Origin of the sequence: Yersinia sp. Marseille-Q5920 (genome assembly GCF_946902935.1) — a bacterium.
Taxonomy (GTDB): Bacteria; Pseudomonadota; Gammaproteobacteria; order Enterobacterales; family Enterobacteriaceae; genus Yersinia; species Yersinia rochesterensis.
In genome coordinates, this window is the sequence record NZ_CAMPQA010000003.1 from 221,367 (window position 1) to 238,835 (window position 17,469).

Here is a 17,469-nt window from a genome sequence, read left to right on the forward strand (position 1 = left end):
GACTCCAGCCGGCGGGGGAATTAGGCTGAAGTATACCGTAACATTAGGGTAACACTGCGATTGGTATCAAAAATCACCCTATATCAGATGATCCTTTATTAATTAGGCTGAATATGCCGTGCCGGAGCCTGACACCAGTTATTTTCTGCATTAATTCCGCCATCGGGTGAGGTATAACCTAAACATCCGAGGACGGAGTCAAACAACTCAACCTGACGGTGACTTTTGCCGATACGCTGTTCGGCTTGCAGTTGCTCAAAAGCCGTGAGATTCACCGGTTGTGCCAGATACTTATCTGAGGCCCAAACTATCAATGGCACACGGAATTGCTCCGGCGGCGCCATCTCCCGTGGCGTACCGTGGAAGTGGGAGTTATCGTCGATAGACTCCCCATGGTCTGCGGCATAGAACACCAGCGCTTTCTTATCGCGCATTTCATCGATCACATTCGCAATAAAGGAATCGGTGTACAACACACTGTTATCAAAAGCATTCACCAATTGCTGCTTGCTGCAAAAATCATCAACTCCCATACATTCAGGCTGATAGCGGGCATAGCTGCGGGGGTAACGCTGAGAATAGAGATAATGTGAACCTTTGGTATGCAATATTACTAAATGCTTACCAACGGGATAACGCCCAAGTGACTCTTTCAGTTCGTCGACCAGCAGCATGTCATCTACTGGCTTATCATCGTTACGTTTCTCAGAGGCAATCAATTCCCGGAACGAATAATTATCGACGTTCGCATTATTGTAGAACCACATTTCGCTCTGCATCGCGAACAATTCAGACGTGAAACCCAAGGATTTCAGCACTGCGAACACATTTTGCTCTTTCAGTGTGCGCTGTGGATTTTCTTCTGTTCCCCCTTCCCGCACAAACATACAGCGCAATGAAAGTTTGGTAGAGGTATCACAAGATGTGCCACGAAAAGCGACTAAATTCTTTTCTTTACTTAGGCGCGGGGTGGTATCGCGTGAATATCCCAGCAACCCCATGTGGTCCCAACGGGTGGTTTCACCAATGATAAAGACAACATAAGTGTCATCAATACCAGCGGGAGCAACATAAGTATGGTGTTTTGCGGGATCATACAATGTCGCTGCATCATACTTTTCGTCGTATTGTGTATAAGCGTATAAACCCAATGCAGCCAACCAGTTAGAGGGCAGATAAGAGTGAGCAACCACCCCGCCATAACTCGGTAAGTCCACAGTTTTCAGTTGTTCATCTGCGTGCTGTACTTTATCCAGATAGCGAATCGGTAACCAAACCAATGCGACAACCGCCACCATCAATAATAGGGGTTTGAGGCGCTGGCCCGGAGTGCGAAATTGCTCCAGTAAGGTAAACCGCAAGGTATTTTTCCAGATAAGCAACAAAGGTAGTGCGCTGACCACAATCATCCAGATGACAAAATGTAACCCGATGACCTCTTTCGAAAGATCGGTATCTGTGGTCAAGACGGAAATGACGATGCCATAGCCAATCACGACATTGAAAAAAGTCATGTAATAGCTAGCTGCAACAGAAATCAGCACCAAAAGGGTTGCAGCTACGCGATAAAACCACCGGCCACCGAGGGAAATAACGCGCATGACAAAAAAAGTAAACAGAATAATCGCCATCACTTCGATGATAGCAGACACGACTTTTATGCCTTGAATACCTTGGCTAAAGGTGTCAAAACGACGATAAAAGACAGAGATATTCAGGAAAACACCAATATAAACTGCCAACAACAAAGAAATACTTTGTTGGGATAAAAATTTAACTCTGTCCATATAACGCAAGGTCTCCAAAGACACTATTTGCGGTGTGAATCAATCAGACAGTGAACCCCTCCTCAGGTTCAGTGCAAAACTAATAAGCACGCTATTGATCTCAGCTACAAGAGTTATCTTAACCATTTTTAGTGGTTGAGTCTTCGAGCTAACACAGAGTCTAGGCAGGAGATATCTGCTGATTTATCGATTAATATGGGAAAAAAGTATATGCCCACAAGATAACTCTCATGGGCTGGCGAGTGAGGGTGATGATTTATTTGATATTTAATGTGACATCAATATTGCCACGGGTTGCATTGGAGTATGGGCAAACAACATGGGCCTTTTTCACCAAATCTTCTGCTACGCTACGCTCAACACCCGGCAAGCTAATATCCAGTTGAACCTCGATGCCAAATCCCGTCGGAATAGCACCAATGCCAACAGTTCCTTCGATATTGGCGTCATCGGGTATTTTCACCTTTTCTTTTGATGCCACAAATTTCAAGGCTCCAAGGAAACAAGCAGAATATCCCGCAGCAAACAACTGCTCAGGATTCGTCACGGCCCCTCCTGCTCCGCCCATCTCTTTAGGGACACCTAATTTTACATCCAATACGCCATCCGAGGATGTTGCCCGACCATCACGGCCACCCGTCGCTTTGGCTTTGGCACGATATACCACTTTTTCGATAGACATAGTGCTTTCCTTTCAGGGTCAATAAACATGAAGAGCATGTATGATTTGAAAGTATGGCACTCATTATGAAAAAGCCCCCAAATTGGGGGCTTTAGAAACACTATTCTTTGGAAAAACCGTCATTTATAAAAACAATCATTTAGCTGGAGCGTCTATCTTGTCATCTATCCGCTGCAACATATATGAATAGAATGGGTTCGATGAAATACGCATCAGTGAATCCAATCCAACCACCAAGACGGCCCGCTCACCGCGTGCAGCGAACGTCCCCAGGCTGATACCATATTGATCACGTGGCTCAGGATAACGTCCATAAAGTGAGTCACTCATTGGGAATGGTAACGCCACATGAGATAACGAGAAGATATCCGGTGGATAAATCAACCCGGTTGGCGTTGAAGTCTCATTGGTTTGACCCGCCAGTGTAGTTAATGCCACGGTTTCATTACTCTGCGGCGAAACATTACTAATAACAGTTACGCTGTAATTACGCGGTGGCGGCGGCAATAAACGGGCCAAAGCCGTATAAGAAGATGTTCTCAGTAGTGGACCGAAACTAGCCGCACGGTTTAAGTCAAACAGCACCACCTCACTGCCATTCTTCGGCAAGTGGTTGTAGAGGGCTGTGACAACAGCACGGGTACTGACCGTTGAATCCATTAATGACTGGAAGGTCAAAATTGGCGGTAGTTCATCCATTTTATTGTTTCTGGCATCACGTGCTATTTGCTGCTGTAACACAGACGTTAGCAAATAAGACTGACGAGCAGCATTAACCGGGAATGAGTTATATTTGAATGGGTTAAACTCAGGCACAATCCCCAACCAAGCCGCTTTTGCAAAGGCTGGGAAGATAGCTGGCCAACCCGCAACACCGGCAAAACGTGCAAAGCTTGTTACACCAATCATTGGGGATATCAAGATAACCCGTTCAGGTTTTGCCAGTTTTGGGTCCTCCAGGGAGTCCAGCGTATATTTCATTGCCAATGCTCCCCCGTTAGAGAAACCAACAACATGCAGTGGCAAATCGGGGCCGCTCAGCGCTTTGGCCTCACGAACAGCCAGCCGTGTAGCTGCTAACCAGTCCTGCCATTCAACATCGGTCAAGGCGCCAGGAACAGTGCCATGTGCAGGTAAACGAATACCAACAGCAACATACCCACGTTGACGATAATTTTCAGCAATGTGACGCAAACTGTAAGGGGTATCAGTCAGGCCATGCAGCAATACGACCGCACCTTTAGGTTTACCATCGGGTTGTAGAATATAAGAACGGTTCCAGTCATTTTTAAAATGAGGTGGATAAATCGAGCTACCAGAATAATAGCGGTTTAATGGAACCTGAGTGCTTGGCTCCAGTTTCTCGGTAACATTGGTCCGAACTTCATCGAAAATCTTGTTTTCAGCTGTAATGTAATCGGCCCAATTGGCTTTATCAATTTCAGCTGCGCGCATGTCATGCGGGACAAACGTATGCCAAAGTTCAAGCTTCGGACCACGTTGTGTATCATAAATTCTTATCGCCAGTATGGTCACTGACATGACCACCAAGACCAGTATAATCCGTTTAATCCACCGCTTAATGGCTAGAGCTGTCATGGGTAATTACTCCGTAGATATATAATTTTCATTATTAAGGTCACTTTATCACCACCTGTCATGCTGTTACTTTAAACGCAAAGTATTAACTTGGTATATAGCGCGATATTAATAAAATTAACATCCAGTTCTTACTGTCAAAGAAATAGCCTTAAACAGCTTAATTCCCCGTTATCCATCTCATTTCACTATAGTATTAAATGACTCCGTTTAACTTTATTGCGGTTCTTTCGTGCCAGAACCGCCCATTTGTAGGATGGGATTCTATGAAAACGACTGAACCGATGGTCAAACAACAACCCGCGCATCAGCGAAAAGTGGATTATCTTCGTTTCCATCGCCCTCATGAGCATTTGTCTAATCCTTTCGGTAATGGTTGGTTTGCGCTGAAAGCAGAGGCCTTTGCACGTTTTTTTGGCACGCCGGTCTTCCTCGGAGCACAAACACTCATTGTCGTGATATGGATTGGGTTGAATGTACTGGGCGTGGTCAAGTTTGATGTATATCCCTTTATTCTGCTTAATTTGGCTTTCAGTTTACAGGCGGCCTATGCCGCACCGCTTATTTTGTTAGCTCAAACTCGCCAAGCGGAGCGCGATAAAGCCCATTCCGATGCCGTTGCACAACACCGTGAAGCCTTGGCTATCGCAAATGAGGAACGACAAAAGATAGCAGCCCAAAATTCCGAGATAATGCTGGAATTACTACGCCAAAATACCGAATTAACGACTCTGACTAACCAATTAACCACTCGCCTTGAGAGTATGGCGTTGGAGCTGCACCAAAAGTTGGTGCTCAATACACCACCGCGATCCCATATCTAAAAATAACTCAGGCTAAAGATAATAATAGTGTTATCAGTAGCCTGACTTGAGGTAATCACGGCTATGCTTCGCTGTTTTCCACTTGATCTGCAATAATATGAACGGGTGCTTTACGCAACCAAACCCACCAGGCAAGTGTCATTAATGTTACCCAAACCAGACCAACATACATGGCAATCCGAGTATCAGGAAAATACCCCAGAACCGCGATAATGAAAGCCATAAAGATAATAGTGAGAATCGGTGCCACTGGCCAGAAAGGCACAGGGAAAGCCAGGCGGGCAACATTTTCTTTGCTCATTGAGCGACGCATAGCCACTTGTGAGATAAGTATCATTAGCCATACCCAGACCGTCGCAAAGGTCGCAATCGAGGCAATAATCAAGAACACATTCTTCGGGATCAAATAATTCAAAACCACCCCGCATAACAGCGCTATCGCCATCACTAAAATAGTCATCCATGGTACGCCATTGCGGGTTAAACGGCTAAAGCACTTAGGTGCCAACCCTTCCTGTGCCAGGCCATACATCATGCGACCAGCACCATAAATATCACTATTGATCGCTGAAATAGCCGCGGTAATAACCACCAGATTCAGAATATTTGCGGCAGAACTTATTCCTAAACTACTGAAGATCTCAACAAAAGGACTGCCGTTTTGTCCAATACTGTTCCACGGATAAATCGCCATCAAAACAAATAAGGTCAAAACATAGAACAGTAAAATACGCACTGGGACAGTATTGATAGCACGCGGTAATACCTTTTCCGGGTCTTTCGCCTCACTGGCCGTCACCCCAATGATCTCGATACCACCAAAAGCAAACATCACTACAGCAAATGAAGCAATCACCCCCGTAATACCGTTTGGCATAAACCCTTGATGAGACCATAAATTACTGACCCCAGTGCTCTCATGACCGACACCAAAGCCAAACATCATAATGCCCAGCCCTGCCGCAATCATGACAATAATCGCGGTCACTTTTAGTAGTGATAGCCAGAACTCCATTTCACCAAAAACTTTGACTGAACACAGATTTAGCGCACCAATAAAGAAAATAATACTCAGTACCCAAACCCACTGTGGCGCATCTGGGAACCACAACCCCATATAAATACCGAACGCCGTGACATCGGCCAGCGCCACGATGATCATCTCAAAGGTATATGTCCAGCCGGTCAGAAAACCTGCCAATGGGCCAAGATAGCGGCTGGCGTAGTGGCCGAAGGAGCCGGCAACCGGATCATGCACCGCCATTTCACCCAATGCGCGCATCACCATAAATACAGCAGCGCCACCAACCAGATAAGCGAGTAATACCGCGGGGCCAGCCAGACGGATGGCCTCAGCGGAACCATAAAATAAGCCAGTGCCAATGGCGGAACCTAACGCCATGAACCGGATATGCCGGGCGCTAAGCCCGCGTTTGAGCGTGGATGAATCATTCTTCATGGTACATTCTCGCAAGATTTGTGCCCTTTCGGGCAGGGGTTCAGAGAGGGTGATTCCGGTAAGCGGAATCACCTATAGATCAATACATTGAATGCTGATTATTATTTATTAAAGGCTAGGTAGTAGATGCGGAGGCATCAGTTCATTCATATGAAGCTGAGCAATGAGCTGGCTTGCAGCTTCAATATCGGGGGCAAAAAATCGATCTTTCTCGTAGTAGGCCACATGTTTACGCAATAACATGCGTGCGGGCTCTAAAGTTTCTGATGTTTTCAGGCCTTTGCGCAAATCCAGCCCCTGACATGCTGCCAACCACTCAACAGCCAGAATGCCGCGCACGTTTTCAGCCATTTCCCATAAACGCTTGCCTGCTCGAGGAGCCATAGAAACATGGTCTTCCTGATTCGCCGAGGTTGGGATGCTATCGACACTGGAGGGGAAAGCCAGCCCTTTATTTTCGCTGGTGAGTGCCGCCGCCGTAACCTGCGCAATCATAAAACCAGAGTTTACGCCGCCATTTTCCACCAAGAATGGCGGTAGCTGCGACATATGTTTATCCATTAATAGCGAAATACGGCGTTCTGCTAACGAACCTATCTCTGCCAGCGCCAGCGCCAGATTATCTGCCGCCATAGCAACCGGTTCAGCATGGAAATTCCCGCCAGACAACACATCGCCCTGATCAGCAAACACTAGTGGGTTATCTGACACCGCATTCGACTCAATCGCCAGAACTTCGGCTGCCTGCCGCATTTGGGTCAGACAAGCCCCCATGACCTGTGGCTGGCAACGCAGAGAATATGGATCTTGAACTTTGTCACAATTACGATGAGATTCAGAGACTTCGCTGCGTTCACCAAGTAAATGACGATAAGTGCTGGCAGCATCTATTTGCCCGCGCTGTCCTCTAACGGCATGGATACGGGAATCAAATGGGCTACGAGAACCTAACGCAGCTTCCACCGTCAAGCTGCCAAAAACAGAGGCCGCAGCATAAAGATCTTCAGCTTCAAATAAACCGCGCAAAGCATAAGCGGTGGACACCTGAGTACCGTTGAGGAGCGCCAGACCTTCTTTTGCCGCCAGTGTTAGCGGCTGTAAACCGGCTTTAGCCAATGCCGCAGGTGCATCCAGCCATTCTCCTTGATAACGAGCTTTACCTTCACCAAGCAACAGTAGACTCATGTGTGCCAGCGGAGCCAAATCACCAGAAGCACCCACTGAGCCTTTTAGTGGAATATGTGGATAAACTTGCGCATTAACTAATGTTATCAATGCCTGAATCACTTTAAGTCTGATACCGGAGAAACCACGAGCCAAGCTGTTGATTTTCAACACCATAATCAGGCGTACAATGGCATCGTCATTAGGCTCCCCAACACCTGCGGCATGGGAAAGCACAATTGAGCGCTGTAGGTTTTCCAAATCCTCCGTTGCAATACGTGTCGATGCCAACAGGCCAAATCCGGTATTGATACCATAAGCTGTGCGCTTCTCTGCCAATATGGCTTGCACGCAATCCACACTTTGCTGAATAGGTGCGTAAGCACTTTCATCCAAAGTTATCTGTACGGAATGCTGATAAATATGTCGCAAATCAGCCAGAGTCATCTGGCCAGGGCGCAGTATCATTGTTGTTTTCATGCTTTCTTCCCTTGAGTTGCGGCAATCATTGGTAGATTAAGGCCTTGTTCTTGCGCACAATTAATCGCGATATCATAACCCGCATCAGCATGACGCATCACACCAGTTGCCGGGTCATTATGTAAGACTCGTGCAATACGTTCGGCCGCATCGTCGCTGCCATCACATACCACCACCATGCCTGAATGTTGCGAGAAGCCCATTCCCACACCACCACCATGGTGCAGTGATACCCAAGTGGCGCCACTGGCGGTATTCAGCAATGCATTGAGTAGCGGCCAATCCGAGACAGCATCAGAACCATCCTGCATAGCTTCGGTTTCACGGTTAGGGCTGGCAACTGAGCCGGAATCCAGATGGTCGCGGCCAATGACAATCGGCGCTGACAATTCACCACTTCGGACCATCTCATTAAAAGCCAAGCCTAATTTAGCGCGCTGGCCCAAGCCAACCCAACAAATACGCGCGGGTAGCCCTTGGAAGCTGATGCGCTCACGGGCCATATCTAGCCAGTGGTGTAAATGTTCATCATCCGGGATAAGTTCCTTGACCTTCGCATCCGTTTTATAAATATCGTCGGCATCACCAGAAAGCGCCGCCCAGCGGAATGGGCCAATCCCACGGCAGAATAAGGGGCGAATATAGGCAGGAACAAAACCTGGGAAATCAAACGCATGGGTAACACCCATATCTTGAGCCATCTGGCGAATATTATTGCCATAATCAAAGGTCGGGATGCCCATATTGTGGAAAGCCAACATCGCTTTGACATGTTCGGCCATTGAAGTTTTGGCGGCATTCACCACTAACGCTGGCTCGCTTTGGGCTCGTCGACGATACTCTTCCCAACTCCAGCCAGTCGGCAAATAACCATTCAGTGGATCATGAGCACTGGTTTGGTCGGTCACCATGTCAGGGCGAACCCCACGGCGTACCAGCTCAGGTAAAATTTCGGCGGCATTGCCGCATAAGGCGATAGAAACAGCGGAGCCGGCAAACGTATATTTTTTAATCCGTGCCAGCGCATCATCCAAATCAGTTGCTTGTTCATCGACATAACGGGTTTTGAGACGGAAATCGATACGGCTTTGCTGGCACTCAATATTCAGCGAACAAGCACCAGCTAAGGTTGCCGCCAGCGGTTGCGCGCCGCCCATACCGCCCAAGCCCGCGGTTAATACCCAGTGCCCTTTCAAGCTCCCGCCAAAGTGTTGCCGACCCGCCTCGACGAAAGTTTCATAGGTACCCTGCACAATGCCCTGGCTACCAATATATATCCAACTGCCCGCAGTCATTTGGCCGTACATAGCCAAACCTTTGGCATCCAGCTCATTAAAGTGTTCCCAATTCGCCCAGTGTGGAACTAAATTAGAGTTAGCAATCAATACCCTAGGTGCATTACTGTGAGTCTTAAAGACACCCACGGGCTTGCCAGACTGAATCAGTAGAGTTTCGTCATCATTCAACTGAGTGAGACTTTCCACAATTTTGTCATAGCATTCCCAGTTACGGGCCGCACGACCAATACCACCGTAAACTACTAATTCTTTTGGATTTTCGGCCACTTCGGGATCGAGATTATTCATCAACATACGCAGCGGGGCTTCGGTCATCCAACTTTTAGCAGTTAGTTTTGTACCACGCGAAGCTCGAATTTCAGTATCACGGAATCTATTTTGGGCAGTCACGGCAATTTCCTTCAACCAGTTTTTCAGGTATCAACGACATTACTTAGTTTTAATATTTATTAACATATACTCGTATAGACAAGTACAATCAAGCGCCAAAAAAACTGTAATAACCCACCACAAACCTAAAAAAAGATGACATTAATAATGTTTAAAATTAATCAGTTATAAGATTTCTTATTGGCCATTAAGACAAGGTGGGAGAATTTTCGACGTGGTTTTGCCGATAAAACCAGCATAAAATCGGTCTGTTTTTGCGCACGGAGTCACATATATTTCACACTAATTTTACATTGTGACATGCAAAATGCGCGATATGTCGCCATCGCTTAATCACATTTCCATCACACTTCCCCGACCCAATATTCATATTCGTCAGATAAATGTGATCAACTCCTGATTATTATTTGGTCTCCTGAATGACTACTTCTGCATTACTGAATGCAAACGTTGTCATTGAGATAGGAATTGCCAATACAATTGATCTTGCAAAGAAATTCGCTCTTTCTGCTTCAACTGTATCGCGCACTCTGACCCGGCCCGAGAAAGTCGCCGCAGCAACCGGTGAGCGCGTGATGAAAGCTATCGACGAGCTGGGTTATGAGGCTAATATTTTTGCGCGTAATCTTCGCCAAGGGGAATCGCAAGTTATTGATTTGGTGGTATCTGATATTCTCAATACCCGCCATCTGCTGGAATTAGAACACACACGGATCGCCTATATTGGCGGTTATCTCACTGGTGCTTAGTTTCTATTTCATGTCGATAATGTTCTCAACTATCTTTGCTCTGGGTATTTTCGGCTTGGGCGAACAAACCAAAAAAGCCTCTCCCTATATTGTAATGTCAATTGTGGGTGGAGCCGTGATGCCATTGCTCATGGACGGCATTGCTGATGCCTATTCAATGGCTCAGGGCTTTATCATGCCATTAGGGTGTTTTGTTATTATTGGGTTGGACGAGTTATTTTGGACAAAACTACATGCACAAAGCATCAACCAAAGTAATGGCTAAAAGTTCATTGTAATAGAAAGAAAAGTTATTATTTTTAGCATGTTAATGCCACCGACAAGATTCATTCTTGTCCGGTGGTTTCACGGATATATCACCATTTTTTTGTCAGAATAAAGCTCATTTACAGATTATAAATGGCAGAACATATCCATGCATCTAAGGTTGGTTTGTGCCAACTGTGATGGGTAGAAACTCTCGCCGAGTAGAGTAAAACCATTTTTTTCATAAAATGCCGATGCATTCGGTGTCGAGGAAAGGGTTAATTTTGTGAATCCTCGATCTCTGGCTTCCTGCTTGATAGCATCCAAAATCCGAGATGCCAAACCACGGCCTTCAAATTCTGGTAAGGTGAAAACTGCTTCGACACTACCGGATGAAAGATCTAAAAAACCTGTAGCAATAGCTACTTGGCTGATCGGATCATTAATAACAAAAAATGGATTACTCGCCACAGCCTTGGGATACCCCTCGGGCATCTGATCCGGTGTCCATGCGGTTAGTGTTTTCTCATCGTACACATTTCGACACCCATGTCTGATAGCCTGATTCCTAACCCACCATAATTGCTCGGCTTCACTCGGTGATGCTAACCTGACCTCCATCCACCCTCCTGTTTTTATTTGGTATACCCGTGGCCCCAAAATGATAAAAGCCCCGACTACACGAGTTAGTCAGGGCTTTTAAGGTACTACACATTTAAAATTAAACATTAATCAACTTAATAACGTAATACATATCTTGGTACTTTTTATAAAGATGTACATGTTTTTCAGGAATGTTTTCGTTTAAAACTAACTCTTCCCTCCAATATATTAACTGAATGGTAACATTCCCAGTTTATTACATTTAGCCATGCTTTTGATAACACTGGCTAAATCAGTACATCACCCTCGCGATATATACTCTTTGTTACGTGGCTTTACTTTCGTCGCGATATCCTCGATCTCATACTGATGCACACAAATCGCGAACATTACTATTAACAACAAAGCCTTACATCATCGCGTATCGTCCACAAAATGCGATTAAACAGATTTACTACATGGCCTTAAAGCATCATCGCATGAGTCAATTATAAGAAAACTCATAACGAATCTCACATAAAAAAATATTTCGTGACCTTTATCGCATTATTTCAAATTCGCTACATGGACACCGGTTAAATAAAAAGTTATCTACTCATTGCACCGGTGTTGAATTCCAATCTACGTGTTCTATATCAGATGTCAATACTGTTTTTAAGCACATGTCTTTATTATCAGTATTATTGAATTTTTATGGCTATTTATTGATTTAGACCGGTATAAAACTACCTATGATCAAAGGAGCATGTCGATAGAAGTATTCGGTCATAAGTGCATTTCAGTACGACAGGCATGGTGACTGTAAGCCATCAGGCAGATATCCGCGACTGCACTGCTGACTGAGGTGCTTGTCATATTTGAATTAGTCTATGCCCCCAATTCCATCACGTATCATGGTAAACGGGTCACATCATTGAACAACGCACGTTTTACTAATCGTAGGCATAACTATAATTATAATAAAAATCTCAACTCATTTATAATCAATTATCTAATAAGAAGAACTATAAGATGATTTGAAGCAAGGCATAAGTAACAATATTCTCTTGATAATCAATCATTAGAGATTAAAATCTTTGAAAGAGGACTGAATATAACTAGCGCTTTAGATATCGGCAATAACAGTTATTGTTTATCTCGTCTTGGGTAATCATATGAAGTTGTTCGATGAGAGCGAGGGGCAGTGAATTAACTCTGCGAATCCCAAGAAATAACGATTTACGGAGATAGCATGACAAATTCAGCAATGATAGTTGATGACCACCCAGCCATTCATGAAAAATCGTCACAAAGCAAAGATTTTTCAACTACTTATGAGTCAGTCGATAGCAATAAAGCTCTCGAAACATTAAAAGACAATACTATTGATCTGGTTATTATCGATATTGAATTTCCAAACTTTGATGGTTTTTTATTGCTAAAAAAACTGCAGCAATGTGGTTTTACCGATAAATCATTATTATTTTCCGCTAAAAATGAGCATTTTTTTGCAGTGCAAGCACTACAGGCTGGTGCAAGCGGTTTGATTAGTAAAAATATCAGTGAAATTCTTTTTTCCGCACAGAATGTATTACGTGGATATTCTTTATTCCCATCTGAAACTTTGAGTCAATTAGCCGGGCAGCCTTCAAGCTATAAGCTATAAGCTCATCAATGGGACTCGCGTGTTGTCAGAATGGGAAATTAATGGTTTTGCTGATCTGACCAATGGTCTGGAAAATAAACAGATTAATGATGAGATATTTATCAGTAACAGAACTGTCAGTACCAATAGGATGCATATCCTAACTAAATTAAGGCTAAATTCTGTCATTAGACTGCCTGTGCCCATACCTATAATTTGCTCTAGTTCAGCAATCTCTGCTTTACCGCGCAGGATATTATCGCTACATCGTTGGTTTTCTTTACGCATTTTACTGTGTTGTTTAATGTTACTTAGCGGGCAACTTCATGCTGAAACCAAGATGGCGAGCCGTCAGGGGTGTGATGCCGGTCAACCATTGACAATACACAGCATTGCGAACAGTTACAGTGAAGACTTATTACTTCCTCCGCCCACGGACACCCGTCAAGCAAGCACCCGTACAGTAAAAGTGGGCGTGGTTATTGATGCTAATAACCCTTTTATTGTTAATCGTGATGATAATGCCATTGAAGGCATTGTCGCTGATTATCTAAAAATCATCAGTGATGCCAGCCAACTCTCTTTCCAGATGATTGGTTATTGTGATTACGGCTTAGTATTGAATGCATTGGAAAATGGTCAGGTAGATTTAATGGCCGGCACCCCGATGCCCATTCAACCAGGGATGATTGCTTCCCATGCCTTCTTTACTAACCGACATGTGGAAGTTCGCAGTAATAATTGGGACCCCACTAAACGCACCCATCCGGAAACCGTGGCCATCGTGAATAACGAGCCTCTCTCACCGGAGTTTTTGTTTAACTATCATGCGGATAAAACTGCCGTATATCCTAACCAATTACAAGCGTTGCTGGCGGTTGCCTATGGTAATGCCGATGTGTTTGTCACTAATGCCACATCAGCCAACTATTTAATTGACCAATTACAGCTGCTGACACTGCAAATTCGTAACTTTGCCCCTTATCATTCGGCCCCTTACACCTTCCTGGCACTGGAAAAAAATCAAAAACTGATTAATGACATTAATCAGATTCAAGAGTTACTGTCCAGCCGGGCCACGGGCGAGATTCAACAGCGCTGGTTTGGCAGTAAGCATCATTACAATATTGATGCCAAATTACTGTTGACGGAACAGGAAGTTACCTGGATTCAAAGCCATCCTGTGGTGACCTATGTGGCACCACAGGATCTGGCTCCATTGGTTTTTCGTGATCGCCAAACTGGCAAGATAGCCGGTTTTTCTGTCGATTTGATTGATATTATTGCGCGCCAAACCGGGATTAAATTTGAGCCGATTTACACCCAAGATACCGGTGAAGGTATGCGGAATTTTGTTGACGGAAAAATAGATATGCTGCCGATTGTCGCGGTACGCAATGGCCAATACGGCAGTAACCTTTACTCCTCATCCGTCGCTCAATCTTTGTGGGGCATATTGACGCGAGAAGATCGCAAAGATATCAACAACGTAGCAGATTTGGCAGGAAAGCGGGTCGGTATACCTGCGGGCAGTACCTCCAGTGGAACCATTAGCAACCCTCTTTTAGCTCAAAAAATCACCTTTGTAGAAGCACCCGACACCATAACGTTGGTAAATTGGTTACAACAAGGGAAAGTCGATGCGATTATCAAGATAATGATGACCGCTAACTACCTGTCAGCACAGAACTTTACTCCTAATATTAAAATAGTCGCTGTTACCGGAGAAGAGCCATTGATGATGACATTTGCCATCAATCCGGCACTGCCTGAATTAAAAACCATCATTGATAAAGTCATTGAATCTATCCCACCGGAAGAGTTAGACAATTTGATCAGTGAATGGAGTACATTCAGACCTAAACCAACCTCCTTTGATAATAATTATTTAGAAAATGAATGGCTAATACCGGCGCTGAAAATAAGCTCCGGCCTACTGCTGGTTTTCGGCTTGTATCTTTGTTATCTGGTGTTCAATAAACGCCGCCAGGCCAAGTTGTTACAGGCTCGTTTGCGGCAACAAGAAACCATTATTAATGCCCTGCCATTTGCCGTTTTTATTCGCACCACAAATGATGAGTTAGCCGTTTATAACAGCCACTTTGCCAATGCCCATCAAGATAAACTGAACGGCATGCTCAATCAGAAAACTGAGCAAGCCCACTGGCCAATGACCAGCCCACTTAATCGTGAGATAGATAAGTATTGTCGTTATGTCTTACAAGATAGACAGCCCCAAATGGTGGATTTGTCTATTGAGATAAACGGTGAGTTACGCGATATCTTCCTGTGGATTATTCCGCTAGATAATGCAGAACGCAGCCTACTCGGTGGCTGGCTGGATATCAGCCAACGCAAAACTGTTGAGCGCGAACTGGAAGCTGCCCGTGTCGAAGCTGAAGGTGCTAACCGCACTAAGAGTACGTTCCTGGCGACGATTAGCCATGAACTGCGCACACCAATGTACGTCATTATGGGATTGCTAGAGCTGGAACTACGCAGCAACAAGCCGGTGGATAAAAAGACGCTGGCAACGGTGTCTAATTCTGCTCAATCTTTGATGCTGTTGCTCGATGACATTATCGACTCCGCCAAAATCGAAGCCGGGCAACTGAGTGTCCACCCCGCTGTCGTTAATTTCAGTCAAGAAATAGAGCAAATCTTCTTGATTTATCGACCTATTGCCGATGAACGCCATCTAAAGCTCTCAAGCTGGCTGGATCACCAAATCCCTGATTTGGTGATGGTGGATATGCTGCGCATGCGCCAGGTGATGGGAAATCTATTAGGCAATGCTCTGAAGTTTACCGAACAGGGTGGAGTATCAGTGGATATCACCTGGGAGGCCATTGACGAGAAACATGGCGTAATGAATATCGATATTACGGATACCGGTATTGGTATTTCCCCTGCGGCGCAGGCCACATTATTCCAGCCATTCAGCCAAGCCAATGAGGGTAAATCACCGCGTTTCGGGGGGTCTGGTTTAGGGTTGTGGATCTGTCATCAATTGATTCACAAAATGGGTGGAGAAATAACATTAGAAAGTCAGCTTGGCAAAGGAACCAGCCTGTTTGTCACATTGCCACTGGAGGTGGCGACTGCAATTGATGTGCTACAGGACTCAACCCTTGTGCATGCAGATGAAATGCAACTTAATCAATTGAAAAACTTGCGTATTCTCGTGGTAGATGATTTACCCGCCAACCGTCAGTTACTTCAACAGCAGTTAGTTTTTATCGGTATTGAGCAAGTTATGAGTGCCAAAAATGGTGCTGAAGCTTGGCAGATATTGCAGCAGTATAGTTTTGATGCCGTCATCACAGATTACAATATGCCGTTGATGAATGGCTATGAACTGGCCACCCATATCCGAAATAGAGCCGCCATGAAAGATATGGTTATCATCGGTTGCACCGCCGATGCGCGGGAAGAAAGTACCACTCGTTGCATTGAGGCCGGTATGAACGATTACATAGTGAAACCCGTGTCTATTGATACACTGCGTACCACCCTACTTCGCCAGGAAATTATTATCAATAATATGGATATTATTCATCATCACACCGTCATTGATGTCACCGCACAAGATAATCCATATCAAGAAGTGATAATGGCGGCTGATAGTAAAAAACAATCCCCCCTTATAACGGCGCAGAAAAAGCTAAAATCACTCTCAAGGGGCAATAGCGAGGTGGAGTTGAAGTTATTGCAATCATTGCTGGAGAGTAATGTGCAAGATACTGCGGTGCTGACACAACTGTATACGCGCCTTACTGTCGATAAAGACAACATCATTTCTGCTGATATTTATAAAGAAATGGCGAGCTTGGTTCATCGAATTAAAGGCGGTGTACAGCTGATTGATGCCCTGACACTGGTGGAAAGCTGTATTAAATTCGAATCCCTACTACGCGCGCAGGATAAATATGCTGTCATTATACATGGCATCGATTACCTAATGTTATTGACTGTGACAAACCAATTATTAGTAGAATTAATTGCCTCATACACAGAAATAGTGAGTTCGCCACAATAGTGCAATGACCTAATCAAACAGGACACTTTGTTAGAGAGATAATAAACAACACTAACGAGTTGAGAATGCGAAGAAAAGCGTTTTTCCATCAGTTCAGCCAAGAATGTGTCCATCTGATGCTTCATGGTCAGGCTGTTGGAATGGTGAATACTTGAAGCCGGTATACCCCACTAAATTCCGCAGAGATAAGGCAACTCTTGAGCGCCGAGCATTGAGCTTCATTTGGGGGCATCTCTAAAAGGACAGTATTTTTATGCCCCCAGCATAGGGTAGAAACCAGTAGACCACGGTAGATTCAGACAGACTGTTTTCATTGTAACCATTGGATTATAAAGGATTTATTTCAAGAGAGAGAAAGCGGGAGATAGGCCTTGGCGGAAGATCACAGGAGTCGAACCTGCCAGGGACCGCTGGCGGCCCCATCTGGATTTGAAGTCCAGCCGCCCCACCGGGGACGATGATCTTCCATCTGGAAGATGGGTAGTAAGTCGGTGATTATAGCGTGTTTATTATATGACGCTATTC

General features: G+C 44.9%; 11 protein-coding genes, 1 tRNA gene and 1 pseudogene. 5 read left to right on the top strand and 8 right to left on the bottom strand.

What is annotated here, in order from left to right:
* Positions 1 to 98: 98 nt before the first annotated feature.
* The 3 genes from eptB to OVO64_RS06240 form a co-directional block, all read right to left on the bottom strand.
* A complete protein-coding gene (eptB, locus tag OVO64_RS06230) occupies positions 99 to 1,787 on the bottom strand; it encodes a kdo(2)-lipid A phosphoethanolamine 7''-transferase (protein WP_267248671.1) in 1,689 nt (562 codons plus the stop codon).
* 256 nt (positions 1,788 to 2,043) lie between these two features.
* Complete coding sequence (locus OVO64_RS06235; RefSeq protein ID WP_004388898.1) at positions 2,044 to 2,469, bottom strand: organic hydroperoxide resistance protein; 426 nt, start codon at positions 2,467 to 2,469, stop codon at positions 2,044 to 2,046.
* A gap of 135 nt (positions 2,470 to 2,604) precedes the next feature.
* Positions 2,605 to 4,068, bottom strand: coding sequence for an alpha/beta hydrolase (locus tag OVO64_RS06240; protein ID WP_267248672.1), 1,464 nt, complete (start codon positions 4,066 to 4,068; stop codon positions 2,605 to 2,607).
* A 266-nt stretch (positions 4,069 to 4,334) separates the two neighbouring features.
* Here OVO64_RS06240 and OVO64_RS06245 point away from each other — a divergent pair, with 266 nt between their 5' ends.
* Positions 4,335 to 4,892: a DUF1003 domain-containing protein gene (locus tag OVO64_RS06245; RefSeq protein WP_120011569.1), complete on the top strand. Its 558-nt coding sequence runs from the start codon at positions 4,335 to 4,337 to the stop codon at positions 4,890 to 4,892.
* Between the two features lie 61 nt (positions 4,893 to 4,953).
* Here the strand turns inward: OVO64_RS06245 and OVO64_RS06250 are convergent, their stop codons facing one another.
* The 3 genes from OVO64_RS06250 to hutU form a co-directional block, all read right to left on the bottom strand.
* Complete coding sequence (locus OVO64_RS06250; protein WP_038637506.1) at positions 4,954 to 6,351, bottom strand: amino acid permease; 1,398 nt, start codon at positions 6,349 to 6,351, stop codon at positions 4,954 to 4,956.
* A gap of 108 nt (positions 6,352 to 6,459) precedes the next feature.
* The gene (hutH, locus tag OVO64_RS06255; protein ID WP_145509558.1) at positions 6,460 to 7,995 is read right to left on the bottom strand and encodes a histidine ammonia-lyase; all 1,536 of its coding nucleotides are present in this window, start codon (positions 7,993 to 7,995) and stop codon (positions 6,460 to 6,462) included.
* Positions 7,992 to 9,683 carry a urocanate hydratase gene (gene hutU, locus OVO64_RS06260; protein WP_038637511.1) on the bottom strand — a complete coding sequence of 564 codons (1,692 nt, stop codon included), beginning with the start codon at positions 9,681 to 9,683 and terminating at the stop codon, positions 7,992 to 7,994. Before hutU ends, hutH begins: the two co-directional genes overlap by 4 nt.
* Before the next feature lie 419 nt (positions 9,684 to 10,102).
* On the opposite strand from hutU, the gene OVO64_RS06265 reads away from it, so the two are divergent.
* Both OVO64_RS06265 and OVO64_RS06270 read left to right on the top strand, forming a co-directional pair.
* Positions 10,103 to 10,432, top strand: coding sequence for a LacI family DNA-binding transcriptional regulator (locus tag OVO64_RS06265; RefSeq protein WP_038637514.1), 330 nt, complete (start codon positions 10,103 to 10,105; stop codon positions 10,430 to 10,432).
* Positions 10,407 to 10,697, top strand: a complete 291-nt coding sequence (locus OVO64_RS06270; RefSeq protein WP_235202963.1) for a hypothetical protein — start codon at positions 10,407 to 10,409, stop codon at positions 10,695 to 10,697. The genes OVO64_RS06265 and OVO64_RS06270 overlap by 26 nt, the downstream gene beginning before the upstream one ends.
* Positions 10,698 to 10,825: 128 nt before the next feature.
* On the opposite strand, the gene OVO64_RS06275 is transcribed toward OVO64_RS06270, so the two are convergent.
* The gene (locus OVO64_RS06275; RefSeq protein WP_050291875.1) at positions 10,826 to 11,299 is read right to left on the bottom strand and encodes a GNAT family N-acetyltransferase; all 474 of its coding nucleotides are present in this window, start codon (positions 11,297 to 11,299) and stop codon (positions 10,826 to 10,828) included.
* Positions 11,300 to 12,512: 1,213 nt separating this feature from the next.
* Here OVO64_RS06275 and OVO64_RS06280 point away from each other — a divergent pair.
* Together OVO64_RS06280 and OVO64_RS06285 are read left to right on the top strand one after the other, a co-directional pair.
* Positions 12,513 to 13,101, top strand: a pseudogene (locus OVO64_RS06280) (response regulator); the annotation flags it as partial.
* 108 nt (positions 13,102 to 13,209) lie between these two features.
* Positions 13,210 to 16,944 carry an ATP-binding protein gene (locus OVO64_RS06285; protein ID WP_038637522.1) on the top strand — a complete coding sequence of 1,245 codons (3,735 nt, stop codon included), beginning with the start codon at positions 13,210 to 13,212 and terminating at the stop codon, positions 16,942 to 16,944.
* 372 nt (positions 16,945 to 17,316) lie between these two features.
* Here OVO64_RS06285 and OVO64_RS06290 read toward each other — a convergent pair.
* Positions 17,317 to 17,411 (bottom strand) — tRNA-Sec (locus OVO64_RS06290).
* Positions 17,412 to 17,469: the final 58 nt, after the last annotated feature.

Bases quoted from the DNA above. Each gene is read 5' to 3' on its own strand.
- eptB (WP_267248671.1), bottom strand. From the start codon at position 1,787: ATGGACAGAGTTAAATTTTTATCCCAACAAAGTATTTCTTTGTTGTTG.
- OVO64_RS06235 (WP_004388898.1), bottom strand. From the start codon at position 2,469: ATGTCTATCGAAAAAGTGGTATATCGTGCCAAAGCCAAAGCGACGGGT.
- OVO64_RS06240 (WP_267248672.1), bottom strand. From the start codon at position 4,068: ATGACAGCTCTAGCCATTAAGCGGTGGATTAAACGGATTATACTGGTC.
- OVO64_RS06245 (WP_120011569.1), top strand. From the start codon at position 4,335: ATGAAAACGACTGAACCGATGGTCAAACAACAACCCGCGCATCAGCGA.
- OVO64_RS06250 (WP_038637506.1), bottom strand. From the start codon at position 6,351: ATGAAGAATGATTCATCCACGCTCAAACGCGGGCTTAGCGCCCGGCAT.
- hutH (WP_145509558.1), bottom strand. From the start codon at position 7,995: ATGAAAACAACAATGATACTGCGCCCTGGCCAGATGACTCTGGCTGAT.
- OVO64_RS06265 (WP_038637514.1), top strand. From the start codon at position 10,103: ATGACTACTTCTGCATTACTGAATGCAAACGTTGTCATTGAGATAGGA.
- OVO64_RS06275 (WP_050291875.1), bottom strand. From the start codon at position 11,299: ATGGAGGTCAGGTTAGCATCACCGAGTGAAGCCGAGCAATTATGGTGG.
- OVO64_RS06285 (WP_038637522.1), top strand. From the start codon at position 13,210: ATGTTACTTAGCGGGCAACTTCATGCTGAAACCAAGATGGCGAGCCGT.